The organism is Raoultibacter timonensis (assembly GCF_022845715.1).
GTDB classification, from domain to species: Bacteria; Actinomycetota; Coriobacteriia; order Coriobacteriales; family Eggerthellaceae; genus Raoultibacter; species Raoultibacter timonensis.
The window spans coordinates 3399045-3416553 of the sequence record NZ_AP025564.1 but is presented as its reverse complement, the minus strand read 5'-3'; the positions used below and the strand labels follow the sequence as shown (position 1 = coordinate 3416553).

The 17509-nt window shown below is 61.6% G+C and carries 13 protein-coding genes; 6 read left to right on the top strand and 7 right to left on the bottom strand.

Features of this window, described 5'->3' with window-relative positions:
- Window positions 1-6: 6 nt before the first annotated feature.
- On the top strand, window positions 7-390 hold the full coding sequence (locus MWL89_RS13970) for a DUF192 domain-containing protein (protein WP_244386819.1): 384 nt from the start codon (window positions 7-9) through the stop codon (window positions 388-390).
- Window positions 353-649 carry a hypothetical protein gene (locus MWL89_RS13965; RefSeq protein WP_244386818.1) on the top strand — a complete coding sequence of 99 codons (297 nt, stop codon included), beginning with the start codon at window positions 353-355 and terminating at the stop codon, window positions 647-649. The genes MWL89_RS13970 and MWL89_RS13965 overlap by 38 nt, the downstream gene beginning before the upstream one ends.
- Window positions 650-728: 79 nt before the next feature.
- Here the strand turns inward: MWL89_RS13965 and MWL89_RS13960 are convergent, their stop codons facing one another.
- The 4 genes from MWL89_RS13960 to MWL89_RS13945 form a co-directional block, all read right to left on the bottom strand.
- Complete coding sequence (locus MWL89_RS13960; protein ID WP_244386816.1) at window positions 729-2039, bottom strand: helix-turn-helix transcriptional regulator; 1311 nt, start codon at window positions 2037-2039, stop codon at window positions 729-731.
- 271 nt (window positions 2040-2310) lie between these two features.
- Window positions 2311-3540, bottom strand: coding sequence for an ABC transporter permease (locus MWL89_RS13955; protein WP_102379954.1), 1230 nt, complete (start codon window positions 3538-3540; stop codon window positions 2311-2313).
- Window positions 3527-4708: an ABC transporter permease gene (locus MWL89_RS13950; protein ID WP_244386815.1), complete on the bottom strand. Its 1182-nt coding sequence runs from the start codon at window positions 4706-4708 to the stop codon at window positions 3527-3529. Before MWL89_RS13950 ends, MWL89_RS13955 begins: the two co-directional genes overlap by 14 nt.
- A gap of 9 nt (window positions 4709-4717) precedes the next feature.
- Window positions 4718-5653 carry an ABC transporter ATP-binding protein gene (locus MWL89_RS13945; RefSeq protein WP_102379952.1) on the bottom strand — a complete coding sequence of 312 codons (936 nt, stop codon included), beginning with the start codon at window positions 5651-5653 and terminating at the stop codon, window positions 4718-4720.
- 275 nt (window positions 5654-5928) lie between these two features.
- Between MWL89_RS13945 and MWL89_RS13940 the strand changes: the two genes are divergently transcribed.
- Together MWL89_RS13940 and MWL89_RS13935 are read left to right on the top strand one after the other, a co-directional pair.
- Window positions 5929-7047 carry a sensor histidine kinase gene (locus MWL89_RS13940; protein WP_244386814.1) on the top strand — a complete coding sequence of 373 codons (1119 nt, stop codon included), beginning with the start codon at window positions 5929-5931 and terminating at the stop codon, window positions 7045-7047.
- On the top strand, window positions 7044-7757 hold the full coding sequence (locus tag MWL89_RS13935; RefSeq protein ID WP_244386813.1) for a response regulator: 714 nt from the start codon (window positions 7044-7046) through the stop codon (window positions 7755-7757). Before MWL89_RS13940 ends, MWL89_RS13935 begins: the two co-directional genes overlap by 4 nt.
- Here the strand turns inward: MWL89_RS13935 and MWL89_RS13930 are convergent.
- The 3 genes from MWL89_RS13930 to MWL89_RS13920 all read right to left on the bottom strand — a co-directional run bounded on the left by MWL89_RS13930 (window position 7754) and on the right by MWL89_RS13920 (window position 10989).
- The gene (locus MWL89_RS13930; protein ID WP_102379950.1) at window positions 7754-8095 is read right to left on the bottom strand and encodes a winged helix-turn-helix domain-containing protein; all 342 of its coding nucleotides are present in this window, start codon (window positions 8093-8095) and stop codon (window positions 7754-7756) included. The two genes, MWL89_RS13935 and MWL89_RS13930, sit on opposite strands and share 4 nt — an antisense overlap.
- A gap of 50 nt (window positions 8096-8145) precedes the next feature.
- Window positions 8146-9693 (bottom strand): threonine synthase, encoded by a 1548-nt coding sequence (gene thrC / locus MWL89_RS13925; RefSeq protein WP_244386812.1) that lies wholly within the window; start codon window positions 9691-9693, stop codon window positions 8146-8148.
- 189 nt (window positions 9694-9882) lie between these two features.
- Window positions 9883-10989 carry a helix-turn-helix domain-containing protein gene (locus MWL89_RS13920; protein ID WP_341801925.1) on the bottom strand — a complete coding sequence of 369 codons (1107 nt, stop codon included), beginning with the start codon at window positions 10987-10989 and terminating at the stop codon, window positions 9883-9885.
- A gap of 609 nt (window positions 10990-11598) precedes the next feature.
- Here MWL89_RS13920 and recJ point away from each other — a divergent pair.
- A complete protein-coding gene (recJ, locus tag MWL89_RS13915; protein WP_244386811.1) occupies window positions 11599-14940 on the top strand; it encodes a single-stranded-DNA-specific exonuclease RecJ in 3342 nt (1113 codons plus the stop codon).
- Between the two features lie 15 nt (window positions 14941-14955).
- On the top strand, window positions 14956-17508 hold the full coding sequence (locus tag MWL89_RS13910) for a RelA/SpoT family protein (RefSeq protein WP_102380402.1): 2553 nt from the start codon (window positions 14956-14958) through the stop codon (window positions 17506-17508).
- Window position 17509: the final 1 nt, after the last annotated feature.

Genomic DNA, 17509 nt, shown 5'->3' with positions numbered 1-17509 from the left:
GAGGAGGTGGCCGATGCGCGCAGTGGCGGCTTCAGGGTTTCGCCTGTGCTGGTTGCAGCCACGATGGCGGCGCGGGCGAAAGGCTTGCTCGGCACGCGCTCTTTTGAGGGGGCGCTGCTGCTCGTACCCTGTCGCAGAGTGCATACCTTCGGGATGGCCTATTCGCTCGACATCGCCTTCGTCGATCGTTCGGGCAAGGTGCTGCGATCCGTGCGCGCCATCGGCCCGAATCGTTTGACGGGGTGTCGGGGGGCGCTTGCGACGATCGAGCGGCAACATGATCCTTGCGACGAATGGTTCGCTCAGGGCGATACGATCGCGTTGGCGGCGGCAGAGCGAGAAAGGAAGCGAAGTGAAAGAATGTCCAGTGTGCAAGGCTACGACGTTTGACGATATGGAGGTGTGCTATGGTTGTCTGCACCGTTTCGATGGGAGGGGCTCTGGAAACCCCTTGTCGAAAGCTACGATCGGGGGCGATGTGCTTCAACCGTTTGACGAGGGGGAGAGCGGTAGGGATGGGGATGCCGGCGAAAGCGGGATGAAGCCGCCTGTGAAACCCGGTGCAGCCGATGTCGCATCCGAGCGGCTCCCGAAAGCGTATCGGCTGGAAATCATGCTGGTTCCCGTTGACGACGCCCAGGCCGTTTAGCCGACGGGGTCCGATGCGCCTGCGGGCAGCCGCTGCATGGTGGGCGAGCGTTGCGATTCCAGCTCGGCCGGCTCTTTTGCTAGCGGGTGCTTTCCGCCTCGTTCTCGCGCTCGGCGTCCCATGCATCAAGCACGTCGACAAGCCCTTCGACGTCGGTCGATCCGACTTTGCGGCATACCTTGCGTATGTAGGACTTTGCGGTTTTAGGCGATATGCCGAACTCGTCGGCTATATCGTGGGCATCGTAGTTTTCAAGTACGAGCAACAGCGTCTCCCCCTCGCGCGGGGTGAGCCCGAACGCTTCGGCGGCTTCTGCGCAGAATTCTTCAGCGGAAACGATCGGCTCGGGAAGGGGGAACAGGGTTGGCAGCGAGACCTCTTTTTCCGATGGATGGGCAAGCAGGCACGGTATACCGCAGACGAGCATTGCGAGTGCGCATCCCGAAACGATCGTTTCGGGATGGCGGCCGACGAGGCCTCCAAGCAGGGTAAAGTAGCCGATGTTCAACCCGATCAAAAGCCCGATCCACTGCGCAAGGGCGATTCTCGTCCAGCGGTCCGCCCGCACGATGAGCACGCTGAGGAAAGCCGATACGGCAAGTGCCGCCAAACCGATGACGCACAGAGCGGCATGGGTTGGCCATGCCGGCGCGAACAGCGACATGGCGGCAATGCCGGTTGCGCACGAAACGAGGCCGATGCCGACGAGCGATCGGGTGGTGCTTCGATCGAAGCCGTTTTGGATCTTTCGTACAAAAAAGGCGGGCCGAGATGCGGCATGCGGGGCAGCGTTCGATTCGTAGGATGCGGTCAAGTTGGCGTGACGTTCCGTTTTGGCAGCGCGCTCGACGGAAACCCGGTACAGGCGCACCGAGGTGATCAGGCATGCCGCAAAGCCGCCGGTGCACAATGCCGCTTGAAAGCAGACCAGGCCTTTGGCCAAAAGCGTCTGCGAAACATGCGGTGCGGCGGCTATTACGGCAACAGGTGCCGCGATCGCCAAGAGCACGCCGCCCGCAAACACGCTTACCCGCGGCTTGCGGGTGCGCGAACGGGGGGTTAGGGGGCGGGCGGTTATCTCGCCGATGGCGAAAAGGCAGGCCATAAGGTAGGCGAACACCAGCACGAACGTTAAGGCTCCGACTGGTTGAGCCGAAGCCGGGAGAATGGGTTTGACCGTTACGAGCGTGGCTATCGAGAGTGCGGGCAGAAGCAGAGTTACGGTAAACGAGCAGGCGATGCAGGTTTTTCGCGCTACCCCGAGACCTTGCGAACGCGCAGGGCCGACCGCATCTCTGAGTTCGCCGCCGGGGGCTTCGGATGGCTCTGCGGGAGCAGAAAACAGGTCGGTCGAAGCGCCATCGACTATGGGTTCCAGCTCTTGCCTCATTGCGTCCGTTCGGATAGTCCGTCATGCGAAGCCGATGCAATGTGCGCGACGGCTTCGCCCATTATAGCCGATGGCGCTTCGACAAGGCACGTTGCTCCGATGAACGCGCACGGACAAGACACGAGCCGAGCCGACACCCGACGAGACGGTGCTTGGGATGAGCCGAGCCGATACCCGACGCGAACCGAGGCGGCGCCTGCGCCTCGGTTCGCGCTGCAATCTCCTTGCGGGCGGGCGTTCGGTTGGGCCGTAGCGTCGACCGAACCGGTCGCTAGGCCGCGGCCTTCGCGCCCGCGTTGCCTCCGGCTTCAGCGCTGCGTAGGTTCAATCGCCCGACTGCGAGGCCGACGGCGAACAGCGCAATGGCGAATAGTGCGATGATGCCGATGTTTCCGAGAATCGGGAGCACGGTCTCGGGGGTGATTTCCGTGAGGTGGATTGCCTGCCCGATGGCTTCGGTGTACCAAGAGGTTGGGATGAACCGTGAAAGCGTCTGCACTTCGGGTGCGAGCAGATCGAGGCTGATCCAAGCTCCGCCGAGAAACGAGATCACCATGCCGGCGATGTTGCCGACGGCGTTGGCAACCATCTCGCTTGCGCCGATCTGCCCGAGAAAGAATCCGATCGAGAGCGGAACGAGCGAGAACACGAGTGCGGTCGCGAGTACGAGCGCGACGGCCGGCAGCGGCACGCCCCCGAGCGACGAGCCAAATGCAGCGAGGCCGATTCCGCAGGTGATCGCCCATACTGCAAGGGTGACGAGCAGGCAGGCCGCCGCTTTCTGCATGCCGAGGCGCAGGGTGCTTACCGGTGCGATAAGGTTGCGGCGGTGCACGTCGGTGCGGTTGAAAGCGCTCATGAGCAAACCGACGCATACGACGATGGCGGCCGTCATGGTGTAGGACCCCCATTGCAGGTAGAAAGCGAAGCGGTCAGCCGGTTTTGCCCCGTTCGGCGTCTGAACCGTTTCGACATCAGCCGATTCGGCGGCTGCTTGGTCGGCGCGTGCGAGCACCGAGGGTACCGAGGCATCCGGCTCGAGGGCTGCCGTTGCCCGCACGAGGCCCAGGTACTGGTTCACCTGCTCGTCGACCAGCGTTCCCGCCATCGTGCCGAAGCTGTACGTTGATTCGAGCGTCGGTTCGACGGCACCCGTGCGAGCAGCCTCGAGGTAGTCTTCGCCGTAACCTTGCGGGATGACGAGCAGATAGCGCACTTCGCCGGTAGCGACGGCGTCCTGCATGGCAAACGAGTCGTCGGCGACGTCAACGAGTTCCGCGGTTTCGCCAAGGTACGCTGTCAGGCTTTCGGAAAGCTCGCTCTGGTCGCGGTCGACCACGGCGATGGGCACCTTCGTGGCGGTGTAGCTTCCATCGTCGGCAACGCCCGAGTTGATGCTCGCCGAAATGAATACGCCCATGCAGCTCAGGAAGCCGACGTAGACGAGCAGGTACACGGGGTGGTTCAAAACGATGCGCAGGGCGGCTTTAAAGGCTTGCATAGCGCTGCCTCCTTACGAACAGAGCGGATACGGCGAACAGCACAACGGTCATGATGAGGAGGATGCCCGCCTTCTCGGCGAAGGGGACGAGCGAATCGTAGTAGTACAGGCTGTAGAACGCGTCGGTGACAACTTTTGCCGGATTGACGGCGGCGAGCACCGGGGCCTCGCGGGCGATCTGGTCGGCAAGATCCATGCACGGTTCGCCGTAGAGCCCCGCAAAGAGCGAGAGCAGGCACGTAAGGCCTGTGAGCAACCCTGTTTTCACGCCGAATCCCACTTTCGGAAGCGAACCGAGCAGGGTGCCGAGCGAAGTTGCGAACAGGGCGGCGACCGCAATGGCGACCACGCACATCCCCTCGCGGCCTGCAAAATCAACGCCTACGACGAACCTGATGAAGAGGAAGGCCACGAGAAGGCACGCAAACGAGATGGCCCAGCTTGCCGCCAAGGTGGCCACAAGCGTTTTGCCGCGGCTCGTCGCGCCGATCGCCCGGCGAGCACCGAGGGGCGTGAGGTTCGGCTGCGTTTCGCAGATGGCGAGCATGCCCACCTGTCCGCAGAAAAGCGCTGCCATGCCGAGAAGCGCATAGTAGTAGCGCACCGATTGGACGGGTGTTGAGTGCGTGAGCGATACCTGCACGGTGGCATTGCCGTGCGTGAGAGCCTCTTCGACAAGATCGGGGTCGGCCAGCGCAAGCGGGTTGTCTGCGGCGAGGGAGGCGAGCAGATCGGCGTTGCGCACGTAGGTGTTCATGACGGTGTCTAAGATGGTGCGCCCGATTTGCTCGACGCCGAGGCCTCCCGAATCGGGAGAGACGGCGAGTTTCGGGGTTCCGTCCGCTTCGACGGAAACGATGCCGATCACCTCGCCGGCCGTGAGCGCGTTTCGCGCTTCGTCGACGGTGGCGAACGTTCGGATATCGAGCAGCTGATCGTCGCCCTCTTCTCCCAATTCGTCGATGACGCTCGAGAAAGCCGTCGCCTCGTCGTAATGGGCGTCGGCAACCACGGCGGTTGCAACCGGATCGAACGCCGTCGCGTCATCGAGGTTCGCGAACATGAGCATGAACATGGTTGAAAGCAGGATGGGGAAGGCGAGCGACCATATGAAGAGCTCCCGCTTGCGCGTGAGCACCATGAGCGCTCCTTTGAATACGTTGAACATGGCTTTCTCCTAGTCCCTGAGCGCTTTGCCGGTGATCTCGAGGAACACGTCGTTCAAGGTCGGCGGCTCTGCGTAAATGCGCCCCGTGGCAACGCCCGCGGTGGCGAGCACGCCGAGCACATCGGAGACGTTGTGCGTTCCGTTGGTGCACGCTGCTTCGAGCGCCGTGCCGTCAAACGTTGCGCCGAGAACGTTCGGAAGCGCTCGCACCGTGCCGAGGAGCGCGTCGTCGAGGGCGTTCACTTCCACGCGAATGCGTTCGCCTGTTCCGATCATTGCTTTGAGTTCGTCGTTCGTTCCCGTTGCAAGCGCATGCCCCTGATCCATGATCATGATGCGCGTGCATATTTCTTCGACTTCCTCCATGTAGTGGCTCGTGTACACCACGGTCGATCCCTCGCGGTTCAAGCGCAAGATGCCCTCGAGGATGGAGTTTCGGCTTTGCGGGTCGACGGCTACGGTAGGCTCGTCGAAGAAGATGAGCTCGGGCTTGTGCGCGATGCCGCAAGCGATGTTCAGGCGGCGGAGCAGGCCGCCCGAGAGCTTGCGCGGGCGGAACTTCGTGTAGTCCTCGAGGCCGACGAACTCGATCGCCTCGTCGACGAGCGAGCGGCGCTTCTGCTTGTCCTCAACATAGAGCGCGCAGAAGTAATCGATGTTCTCGCGTACGGTCAGCTCTTCGAATACGGCGACGTTTTGGGGCACGATGCCGATCTTGCGTTTGAGGTCGTAGCGGGTGGGGGTCATCTTTTCCCCGAACAGTTTGATCTCGCCTTTGTCGTAGGTGAGCAGCTGCAGGATGCAGTTGATAGCGGTCGTCTTGCCGCTGCCGTTCGGCCCGAGCAGGCCGAACACTTCGCCTGGCTCGATATGGAGATCGAAATGATCCAAAGCGACCACTTCTTTGTAGCGCTTCACGAGGTTGTTGACATCGACGATATGCATGGGTCCTCCTGTTGTAGGTGTGATTCCATTGTCGGCTTTCCGTTGCGGCCCTGGAAGTGAGCGGTGTCATCGAACGACGTGACAAATGTCACGACTTTCTTGGCTGCGCCGTGCGGGCGCGCCGGCGTCCGACGTCGACGGTCGAGGCTTTTGCCTGATGAACGCTTCGCATGCGAGTACGGAAGAGCCATGGCCGCCTTGCAGCGGATGCTCGGCCTTGCGCCGCGCCGTCTATTCGCACGCCGTCCCGCTCCCGTTTCGGATACAATGGGCGCATGGAGAGGCTTCTGGATAAGACGATCGTGCTGGTGGGCTGCGTAGCGGTGATGTTCTTCATGCCGTTCGAGGCGGCGCAGGTGGTCGGCTTGTTAACGTCTCTTGCGATAAGCAGCCTGCACGAAGTGCCCGCTGTGCCCCGCGTGGTGCGCGCGGCGATGCTCGTCGCCTATTTGGCCGTCGCTCTTTTCGTCCATGACTTTTCCCTGTTCATACCTCTCATTGCTTACGATTGCATGCGCGCCGAGTCGTGGATCGTCCGTCTCTGCTGGGCGGTGAGCCCCCTTGTGGCCGCCGATGCGCTTCCCATTCCCGTGATCGTCTTCGTCTACGTCGCTTCGGGCGTGGCATGCATTCTGTCGTACCGCACGACCCAAAGGCTGCAGGAACGCACGCGGTTCCTCGCGCTGCGCGACGAACTGCATGAAGCGTCGATGGCGCTCGAGCTCAGGAACCGCGATCTACAAGAAAAGCAGGACTACGAGGTTACCCTTGCCACGCTCAACGAGCGGAGTCGCATTGCGCGCGAGATACACGACAACGTCGGGCACCTGCTGACGCGTTCGGTGCTGCAGGTCGAGGCGCTTCAGGTGGTGCATGCTGAAGACGGGCAGATCAAGAAAGAGCTTGAACAGGTCGGATCGACGTTACACGAGGCGCTCGATACGGTGAGGCGAAGCGTTCACGATCTGCATGACGAATCGCTCGATCTCCGTACTCAACTCACTTCCATTGCGGAAAGCGATCGCACCCTTTCCGTCGACCTCGATTTCAAGGCCGACGACGTGCCATCGGCGGTCGGGTACTGCTTCATCGCCATCGTGCGCGAATCGCTTGCCAATGCGGCCAAGCATTCCGACGCCGATTGCGTTCACGTCTCGGTGATCGAGTACCCTGCCTTTTGGCGTTTGACCGTGCACGACAACGGCGGCGCTTCGGATAAGCGACTCGCTTTCGATTCTTTTTCGGGAAAGGTGCCTGACGGCGAGGCGCGCAAAGGGCCCGGTATCGGGCTGCAGACGATGGAGGATCGCGCCCGCTCTCTTGGGGGCGTGTTCAGAACCGATTACGACAAGGGTTTTCGCATTTTCGTGACGATACCGAAGGAGACGGCATGAACGGCAGGGATACGGTGATTCGGGTCGCCATCGTGGACGACGACGAGTTCGTGCGATCGTCCCTTGCGACGATCCTTTCAGCTCAGAGCGATATCGAGGTGTGCGCAACCGGATCCGACGGGGCCGAGGCCGCGGCGCTGTTCTCCGAGTTCGCTCCCGATGTTCTGTTGATGGACATTCAGATGCCGGGCACGAACGGGCTTGCGGCGGCGAGGGGGATCCTTGCCGGCCATCCCGATGCGAAAGTCGTTTTCCTCACAACGTTCTCCGACGACGAGTACATCGTCGAGGCTTTGCGCATGGGTGCCCGCGGATACCTGATCAAGCAGGAAGTTGCGAACATCGCACCGGCGGTTCGCTCGGTCGTAGCGGGCCAAAGCGTACTCGGCGGCGAGGTCATCGGGAGGGTGGATACGCTGATGCGCGCCGAAGCGGGGGAAAAGAGCGGGTCGGATGCCGAAGACGCGGATGGGGATGTCGCAAAAACGCGCCGCGAAGCCGCGAAGGCGCACGGTCTTTCCGATCGCGAGTACGAGATCATCGAGCTTATCGCCCAGGGATTCGACAACAAGATGATAGCGGCCGAGCTGTTTATCGGCGAGGGAACGGTGCGCAACCACGTGAGCGCCATCCTTCAGAAACTCGATCTGAAGAACAGAACGCAGCTTGCCGTTTACTACTATCGGGATTTATCGAAAGCAGATGCTTAGAGGAGCTCTTTGAGGGCTTTCTCGGCCATTTCGCTCATGCGGGAATCAAGCTCGACGTACGCATCGAGAATCTTATCTCCCGCTTCGGTGAGCGTGCTGCCGTGGGCGCCGTCTCGATCGAGAAGCTGCACCCCAAGCGCCGCTTCGGTCTCCTTGATGATGCGCCAGGCTTTGCTGTACGCCATGCCCATGCCCTTTGCCGCTGCATTGAGCGAACCGGTCTCGCGAACGCCTAAGCATAGGTTCGCAATGCCTCGGCCGAACACCGAACCGCTTTCCGATGAGGGGTTTTCGATGCTCAGGCGAATGCCGGGCTTCAAAGCGCTCAGATCTGCCATAGGTTACCTGCCTATCCGGTCTTGGGCGGTTGTGCCGAGCGACGGGCTGGCTACCGCTGATCAAGAAACTTTACGATTGCCTGCTCGATGCTTTCAGGCGCACTGTCGATTATATCCGTAAACCTGATTTCCGTCTCGTCGAGATTCGCAAGGTTCGCCGGAATGTAATCGAGGCCGGTTTCTTTTGCGATAAGCTCGTTGAGTTCGCATCCGCTCAAGCAAGCCGCTTCTTCGGGAAGGGCGGCTCCCGGCGCGATGCCGTGGATGGCGCGGTAGACGCTTTCGCCGAACTTCGCCCAATGAGCCGTGCTCGCAATGAGCACCGGATTCTCGCCGCGAAGGTTCTGCGCTGCCTGGTAAGCCACCGCCGTATGCGGGTCGAGCAGGTAGTTGTGATGCTCGAAGACCTCTTTGATGGCGGCGAAGCAGGCGGCGCTGTCGATGGAATCGGCTGCAAAATCGCTGCGGAGCTTCGCGAAGGTTTCCTCGTCGATGCGGAAAGAGCGCTTATCGCGCAGGTCGGCCATCCACGAGCGAATGGCCTCGCCGCTGCGGCCCGTCATCTCGAAAAGCTGCCGCTCGAGGTTCGAGGACACGAGGATGTCCATCGAAGGCGAAGGCGTGAGCACGAATTCTCGTTCGGAGATGTCGTAGGTGCCGGTGTTGATGAAATCGGCGAGCACGCGGTTCTCGTTGCTCGCGCACAAGAGCATGTCGATCGGCGTACCGATCTGCTTGGCGTACCATGCGGCGAGGATGTTCCCGAAGTTGCCGGTGGGCACGCAGACGTCGATCGGCTGACCGGCGGCGACCTTGCCCGAGCCGACCAAGACGGCGTAGCTGGAAACGTAGTAGACGATCTGAGGCAGAAGCCTGCCCCAGTTGATGGAGTTGGCGCTCGAGAGGGCGATTTTCCGCTCTCCCATGAGGCTTTCGGCGAACGGGCCGTCGCCGAAGACGGCTTTCGCGCCGGTTTGGCAATCGTCGAAGTTGCCGCGTACCGCCCATACCATAACGTTGTCGCCCGACTGGGTGGCCATCTGCTTGTATTGGATGTCGCTTACGCCGCCGTGAGGGTACATGACGGCAATGTTCGTACCCGCTTGATCTTTGAAACCCTCGAGTGCGGCTTTGCCGGTGTCGCCCGAGGTGGCAACGAGGATGAGGAAATCGTTGTCGATAGTGCCGGCATCTTTGAGCGCGGCTGCGCTCGCCGAGAAGAAGCGGGGCAGGCACTGCAGCGCCATGTCTTTGAACGCGCTTGTGGGGCCGTGCCACAGTTCGAGCATATGCGTCGAGGCGTCGAGGGAGGTGATGGGGCAGATATCCTCGTCGTCGAAGTTCTCGCCGTATGTCTGGGCCATAAGCTCTTCGATCGTTTCGGCATCCAGGTCGATGTCGAAGGCCCGGTAGATGCGCGCAGCCCTCTGGGCATAGGGGAGCTCTGCCATCGAAACGATCTCGTCGAGCGTGAAGTGCGGCACGCTTTCGGGTACGTAGAGCCCGCCTCCCTCGGCTAGCCCGTTGACGACGGCTTCGGTGAAGGGGACGGGGGCGTCGCACAGCCCGCGCGTATCGATGTAGCGGTTCTGAGTCATCTGAGCATTCTTTCTGCCGGTGTCGAAAAGCCACATCAGTATACTATGCACCCAAATGAGCCGACTTGCGTAAGGAGGTTGATTTCATGCAATACGCATGAGGGCCGATGCGCTGCTCCATGCGGTGCCCGAAGCGCATTCTGCGCAACGTAGCAGGCTGTTCGACGGCGTGCGACGTTGCGCCGTTGCCTACTTCGGGTCGGCCCGCCCGCCCGCCGCGGGCTCTTCGCCTTCGACTTTGACCCAGGGGTTTTCCTTGCGCGCCTCGGCGATAAGCTCGTCGTTCGTCTTGAACAGCGCGCTTCCGATGACGCATACGACGGCGCACAGAAGGCCGCCGACGGGAAACGCGATCCAGCTCACGGCGAAGCCGCCGTGGCCGTTTCTGATGTATTCCTTGAGTTCGAACTTGTCGAAGCCACTCGATACGAAATCGCCCAAGCTCGGCAAGAAGCCCCATACCAAGAATACGATGACGGCGAGTATCATGATCGCGCCGCAGATGCAGCCGAGGATGTGGTCGCGCTTGAGCTCGGCTGCCGTTTTCGCACGGGGGTCGCCCGGCTTGACGGTGCCGTCTTTGGCGATGTAGGTGATCTCCGAGCGATCGTATTTTTCCTTCTGCATGCCCGCGTATACGAGTATGTAGACGGCGATTGCCAAAACAAACAGAAACGGTCCCATGAACAGATCGAAGTGGAACGTCGTGAAGCCGAGGTCGACGATGTCTCCGTGCTCGGGCGAAAAGCCGATAAGCGCTATGACGTCGAGCAGGATCAGTCCGACGCCGATGGCGATCATCGTCGTGAAGCGGCGACCGAACCGATCGAGCACGTCGGTCTCGTAGCGCGGGTCGATGCCGGCGTGCTTGCGTTTGAATTCGGTGTGGCCGAGTCCCGAGACGATGCCGATGACGGTCGCGATGATGATGAAGAAGAACATGACGACCGTCGAAAGGTTCGAGGGAAAGCCGCTCGCGTCGAGCATGATGAGCAGTCCGACGCCCAGTAAGACGAAAAACGGAATGGCGGCGATCGCTTTGCTATGGCGGTTCATGTGCACATCGTAGAGCTCGGTGTCGTGCACGTTGGCGATGCGCACGCTGCCGCGCATGAGATCGTCGAGGTTCGTGTTGTAGAGGTCGCACAGCATAAGAAGCTTGTCGGTCTCGGGGAAGTTGATGTTGGCTTCCCACTTCGAGATGGTCTGACGGGAAACGCCGAGCTGCTCGGCGAGGGCTTCCTGGGTGACACCGTAATGCTGGCGTATGTAGACGAGGTTGTCTGCAAAGCTCATGGGTTCGGGTCCTTTCGCGTTTGGTGGTATTGTATCCGATGCACGAGGTTCGCGGGCCCTGCGCACCTCGCTTCGGCGTTCCAAACGATACGGTTGCGCCGCCGCAACGCCCAGCAATCTGATGTTGCGTTTCGGTCTTTTTTTCGCGCGTTCAAGTTGCGGAGCTTCTGATCAGGCATTTTATAACGGATCAACCGATTGCTTCGTTTCGGTACGCGAAAGCCCCGAACGGGTTGCGAAGATCGTTTCCCGGTAAACGCCAGCGCTGTTCTAGGCTTAAGGCGGGTTTCGGCCCCGCGGTTGCCTGCTGTATTCCTCTTTCGGGTACGCCCTCGTTGTCCGCCAACCGCCTTCGTGCGACGGGTTTTTTTGCTCCCCGATGATTTCTGCTGGCAAAACGCCTGACGGGAAATCGTTCGGACGGCGAAAAGCGTGGAAAAGCTTCGCACGGAGGCGGTTGGCGGACATGGCCGTGCCCCGGAAGGGAGCCCACAGCGAATCGCGTGGTTTTCGCGCGGGTGTATCCGCCGTTTCCTCCATGACATGGCAACAGGTTTGTGCGACAATGATTTTGAAAGCAGACGACTCGCACGTAAGGTATCGATACACATGTCAGCCCAGTTCAACATTCTGGCGGCAAATCCTGCCGCCGTTGCTCTTTTGCAGCAAGATCTCGGCTTGCCGCATTTCGTAGCCGCTACGCTCGTTGCCCGCGGGATCGACACCCCCGCGGCCGCGCGGGAATTCCTCTCGCCCTCGCTTGAGCGCGACTGGCTCGATCCGTACACCATCCCCGGTTTGTCCGATGTAGCCGATGCGCTCGAAGCGTGCATTAAGCAAGACAAGCACATCATCGTGTTCGGCGATTTCGATCTCGACGGCATCTCGGCAACCGCCACGCTCACGCGGGGCCTACGCGATCTCGGCGGCCGCGTGACGCCGTTCATTCCGCTCAGGTTCGACGAGGGGTACGGTCTGTCGGCGGAGGCATTCGAGCGCATTAAAAAGCTCTCGCCCGATTTCATCGTCACCGTCGACTGCGGCATCGCCTCGAAGAACGAAGCGGAGCTCATTAAGGCAGCCGGCGTGGGCTTGGCGATCACCGATCACCACGAACCGGCCGATCTTGTTCCGCAAGGCGTGCCGGTGGCCGATCCGAAATGCGGACCCGATTGCCCGAGTTCGATTCTGGCGGGCGTGGGCGTCGCCCTCAAGCTCGTGCAGGTGCTCGGCGGGCGTTTGGGCAAGCCGCATCTGTGGCGCGAATACACCGATCTCGCCACGCTCGGCACCGTAGCAGATCTCATGCCGATGCTCTCGGAGAATCGCGCGCTTGTAGCCGACGGCCTCGCCCGCATGAACAAGGCTCCCAGGCCCTGCATTGCGGCGCTGCTCGCATCCGCAGGCGTTTCCGACAAGGAGCTCACCGCGACCAACATGAGCTTCTCGATCATCCCGAGGCTGAACGCGGCGGGGCGCATGGGCGACGCGCAGGCGGCCCTCGACCTTCTGCTCTCCGACGACTTCGAGGAGGCGAGCAGAAAAGCCGCCGAGCTCGAAACCATCAACGATACGCGCCGCACCATCGAGGCGGAGCTGTCCGAAATCGCGAAGGTGCAAGCCGCCGAGCTCTATCACGGGCAGCGCGCGCTCGTGGTGTCGGGCGACGGCTGGCACGAAGGCGTGAAGGGCATCGTGGCGAGCAGGCTCGTGAACACGTACGGCGTGCCGGCGCTCCTCTTCACAATCGATGGCGACGAGGCGCGCGGTTCGGGCCGCAGCGTAGGGCAGGTGAACCTGTTCAAGGCGGTCGAAGGTCTATCCGATCTGCTCATTCGCTTCGGTGGCCACGAAGCCGCCGTCGGCGTGACGCTTCCGGCCGACAAGCTTCCCGAATTCACCGAGCGTTTGTGCGCGCATCTCGACGAGCTTCCGCCCGACAGCTTCCACCCCCGCATCGAGATCGATGCGTGCGTCGATCTATCGGAGCTTACGCTCGAAAACGTGGCGGAGCTCTCTCGGCTTGCCCCCTTCGGGCAGGAGAATCCGGTTCCTCGCTACCTCGCCCGCGACGTTACGCTCGCGGGCTGTCGTGCGGTGGGGGCCGAGAAGAACCACTTCTCCTGCCAGCTTTCAGACGGCAAGCATACGGTTGCGGGCATCATGTTCCATTGCTCCGACCTCGAAACCCTCATGCACTGCGACAGCGTAGTCAACGCAGCGTTTGAGGTGCAGATAGACGAGTGGCGGGGCAGGCGTACGGTGAAAGCCATGCTCTCCTCGATTGCTCCCGCCCGCGCTTGCGCGGGACTCGAGGCGTGCCTCAATCCCGAAAACGTGAGCTTCGTCGGCGATCTGTACGCTACGAGCGATGCGGAGATATGCTCCGACTGCCAGGAAAGCGCCGAGGCGATCGAGGCGTACGAGGCCGAGCGCGAGAAGAACCGGCAGTTCTGGGAGCGGAAAGCCGCCGAGGACCCCGATGCGCTTCAGGCTGCCATCGTCCAGGCGCTTATCGGCGACGGCAGTTTGCACCAGTCGCAGCGCGAGGTGCTCGAGGCGCTCTCTCAGGGTGCATCCACGCTCGCCGTCATGGCGACGGGCCGCGGCAAATCGCTTACCTTCCAGGTCCATGCCGCCTGCGAGGCGTTGCTGCGAGGCGGGACGAGCCTGTTCGTGTACCCGTTGCGTGCGCTGATCGCCGATCAGGCGTTCCATATCAACGAGACGCTCGAAGCGTTCGGCATTGCGAGCGCGGTGCTCACCGGGGAGAACACGCCCGAGGAGCGCCGTCAGACGTTCGAGACCCTGAGCGAAGGTTCGTGCGACATCGTGCTCACGACGCCCGAGTTCCTCGCCTTCCATGCCGACGAGTTCGCCCGTGCGCGTCGCATCGGGTTCGTGGTGGTCGACGAAGCCCATCACATCGGCATGGCGAAAGCCGGCCAACGTGTTGCGTATGCGTCGATCGGGTCGTCGATCGCGAAGCTCGGCGAGCCTGTGGTACTCGCGCTCACGGCAACGGCGGATGCCGAGATGGCCGATGCCATCGTCTCGACGCTCGGCATCGAACGCACCGTTCTCGACGATACACGCCGCCGCAACCTCGAAGTCGACGATCAGCGCAACCTCAAGAATCGCGAGAGCTACCTTGCGAATCTCATCGCGAGCGGCGAGAAGACGGTCATCTACGTCAACTCGCGCGAGCAATCGGTCGCGCTTGCCCGTGCGCTGCGCAAGCTCGTTCCCCACATGGCGCCGCTCGTCGGGTTCTACAACGCGGGTTTGACCCGCGCCGACCGCAAGCGGATCGAAGAGCTGTTCAGAACCGATGCGCTCGCCGTGCTCGTGGCGACCTCCGCATTCGGCGAAGGCGTGAACATACCCAACATCCGGCATGTGGTGCTCTTCCACATGCCGTTCAACGAGATCGAGTTCAACCAGATGAGCGGCCGCGCGGGACGCGACGGCAGGCCGGCGGTTATCCATCTTCTGTACGGTCGCGGCGATGCGGCGATCAACGAGCAGATCCTGCGCGATACGACGCCCGATCACGACTGCCTCGCCCAGGTGTACCGCGAGTTGAGGCGCATGCAGAAGGAGAGCGCCGAAAAGTATTTCACCGCGAGCAACGCCGACCTTGCGGCCGTTGCGAGTGCTAACCAGCATGGTGCGGTGAGCCCGGCGTCGGCCGCGTGCGGCGTGACGGTGTTCCGGGAGCTCGGTCTTGTCGAAACTCACACCGCGTTCGTCTCGGGCGAATCGATGCGATCGATCCACGTGCGCGCCACCGACAGCAAAGTGGAGCTCACCGACAGCGTGAGGTACCGCGAGGGCCTCGGCGAACGCGAGATATTCCAATCTTTCAAGGAATGGGCTATAAAGAGCCAAAGAGAAAAACTGCACACGCGCGTATCGGGACCGATCCTCCCCGATCGCGCTAATCGATAGACAGGGGTGGTGCGCATGGAGCAATCCGAGCGGGGCGAAAGCCGCGCGGGTCGTGCCGCGGCGAGAGACGTCGTGGTGCCGACTACGATACATGCGGTTCCCGAAGGCGGCGAAAGCATAAGCGAAGCCGTCGGTTCGCCCGAAGAGCAACCCGAAAAGGGTAAGAGAAAGGCCCGCAAGACAAAAGAAGAGCTGATAGGCGAATCCGCCAAGACGGGAAAGGCGCACGCGGAGGAATCCGACGAAGAGCTTCTCGGCCGCGCTCGGGCAACCGAGAAGAGCTTCGCGCCCGAGGCGAAGGCTTCGCGCCCGCGTATCGAAACGCCCGAGATGCGGTTCTCCGAGCTGCAACGTCAGACGTCTGCCTACATGAACGAGCCCGATGAGGAGATGCTCGAGAAGGCGTTTCTGTTCGCGCGCGACGCCCATGCGGGGCAATGCCGCAAAAGTGGCGAGCCGTTCATCGCCCATCCGGTTGAGGTGGCCATCATCCTCGCCGATCTGCGCATGGACGTCGAGTCCATCTGCGCGGCGCTTTTGCACGATACCGTCGAGGATACCAAGGTGACAAGCGAGCAGGTGGCCGAGGAGTTCAATCCCCAGATCGCCCAGCTGGTCGACGGCGTGACCAAGATCACCCGCATCGAGGTGGAAAGCCTGTCCGACGAGCAGGCCCAGACCATTCGCAAGATGTTCGTCGCCATGAACAAGGATATCCGCGTCATCGTCATCAAGCTCGCCGACCGCCTGCACAACATGCGCACGCTCTCGGCGCTCAAGGAGGATCGCCGCATTTTCAAATCGCGCGAAACGCTTGAGATCTATGCGCCGATCGCGCATCGCCTCGGCATCAATTCCATCAAATGGGAGCTTGAGGATCTCGCGTTCTACTATCTGGAACCCAACAAGTTCAAGCAGGTTTCTCGCATGGTCACCGAAAGCCGCGAGGAGCGCGAGAACTACCTCGAGCAGATCATCGACATCCTGCACGAGGAGCTCGACAAGGTGGGCGTCCAGTCGCAGATCATGGGGCGCCCGAAGCACCTGTACTCGATCTACCAGAAGATGACGAAGAAGGGCAAGGGTTTCTCCGAGATATACGACCTCATCGCCGTGCGGGTGATTGTGAAGTCGGTGAAGGACTGCTACTCGGCGCTCGGCGCCGTGCATACGCTGTGGCATCCGATGCCGGGGCGTTTCAAAGATTACATTGCCATGCCGAAATTCAACATGTACCAGAGCCTCCACACGACGGTCATCGGCCCTGCCGGCCGTCCGCTCGAAGTGCAGATTCGCACCGAGGACATGCACCGGACGAGCGAATACGGCGTGGCTGCGCACTGGCGCTACAAGGAAAAGGGCGGCAAGGGCGATATGGGGCTCGACCAGCAGCTCGCCTGGCTGCGCCAAATGGTCGACTGGCAAGACGAGACGAAGGACTCGCGCGAGTTCCTCAAATCGCTCAAAGTCGACCTGGCTCCCAACGAGGTGTTCGTGTTCACGCCGAAGGGCGAGGTCATGAGTCTGCGTGCCGGATCGACGCCGGTCGATTTCGCCTATGCGATCCACACCGAAGTGGGCAACCACTGCGTGGGCGCAAAGGTCAACGGCTCCATCGTGCCTTTGACCTACGAACTGCAACTCGGTGATCGCGTGGAGATTCTCACCCAGAAGAGCGCAAGCCCCTCGCGCGACTGGCTCAACGTCGTCAAGACGCCGTCGGCGCGCAGCAAGATCCGCTCGTACTTTTCGCGGGTGAGCCGCTCCGACGACCTGCAGACTGGCCGCGATCGGCTGACGCGCGAGATGCGCAAGCACGGCCTTGGCATTTCAAGCGCTCAGAGCATGCGCGCTATCAAGACGGTGTCCGAGCATCTGGGCTACAACGATTCCGACGATATGCTCGTCCAGATCGGCACGGGCAAGGAAAGCGCCACCCATGTGGCCAATCGTCTGCTGAAGATCCTCGTCGACCGTGCCGAGAAGGATGCGGAGACGCCGGGCCTCGGATCGTCTGAGATATCGACAGGCAAGCTTCCGCCGATGCTCACCAGCGTGAAGCGCCCCAAGAAGCACGAGGCCCATACTTCCAACGGCATCGTGGTGAAGGGCATCGACGATGTGCTCGTGCGCTTGTCGCGCTGCTGCAACCCGGTGCCCGGAGACGACATCCTCGGGTTCGTCACGCGCGGGCGCGGCGTGTCGGTACATCGCGCCGATTGCCCGAACGCCGTGGATCTCATGCAGCATCCCGAGCGCATCATCGAAGTATCGTGGGAGAATGCGCCTACGCAGAACGCATCGTACAAGGTCGAGGTGTTCATCGAGGCGCTCGACCGCATGAACCTGCTGCGCGACGTAACGGTGATCCTCGCCGACATGGGAGCCAACGTGCTTTCGTGTACGACGGCATCCCATCGCGACGGCATGGTCGAGATGCGCTTTTTGTTCCAGGTATCCGATATCTCCTTCATCGATAAGATCACGACCAAGCTGCGCGGCGTCGAGGGCGTGTTCGACGCGCGGCGCATGCTGCCGGGCGAAACGTCCCGCAAGAAAGGGAAGTAAC

Bases quoted from the DNA above. Each gene is read 5' to 3' on its own strand.
- MWL89_RS13930 (WP_102379950.1), bottom strand. From the start codon at position 8,095: ATGGCAGATCTGAGCGCTTTGAAGCCCGGCATTCGCCTGAGCATCGAA.
- MWL89_RS13945 (WP_102379952.1), bottom strand. From the start codon at position 5,653: ATGCATATCGTCGATGTCAACAACCTCGTGAAGCGCTACAAAGAAGTG.
- thrC (WP_244386812.1), bottom strand. From the start codon at position 9,693: ATGACTCAGAACCGCTACATCGATACGCGCGGGCTGTGCGACGCCCCC.
- MWL89_RS13960 (WP_244386816.1), bottom strand. From the start codon at position 2,039: ATGAGGCAAGAGCTGGAACCCATAGTCGATGGCGCTTCGACCGACCTG.
- MWL89_RS13910 (WP_102380402.1), top strand. From the start codon at position 14,956: ATGGAGCAATCCGAGCGGGGCGAAAGCCGCGCGGGTCGTGCCGCGGCG.
- MWL89_RS13940 (WP_244386814.1), top strand. From the start codon at position 5,929: ATGGAGAGGCTTCTGGATAAGACGATCGTGCTGGTGGGCTGCGTAGCG.
- MWL89_RS13950 (WP_244386815.1), bottom strand. From the start codon at position 4,708: ATGTTCAACGTATTCAAAGGAGCGCTCATGGTGCTCACGCGCAAGCGG.
- MWL89_RS13935 (WP_244386813.1), top strand. From the start codon at position 7,044: ATGAACGGCAGGGATACGGTGATTCGGGTCGCCATCGTGGACGACGAC.
- recJ (WP_244386811.1), top strand. From the start codon at position 11,599: ATGTCAGCCCAGTTCAACATTCTGGCGGCAAATCCTGCCGCCGTTGCT.
- MWL89_RS13955 (WP_102379954.1), bottom strand. From the start codon at position 3,540: ATGCAAGCCTTTAAAGCCGCCCTGCGCATCGTTTTGAACCACCCCGTG.
- MWL89_RS13920 (WP_341801925.1), bottom strand. From the start codon at position 10,989: ATGAGCTTTGCAGACAACCTCGTCTACATACGCCAGCATTACGGTGTC.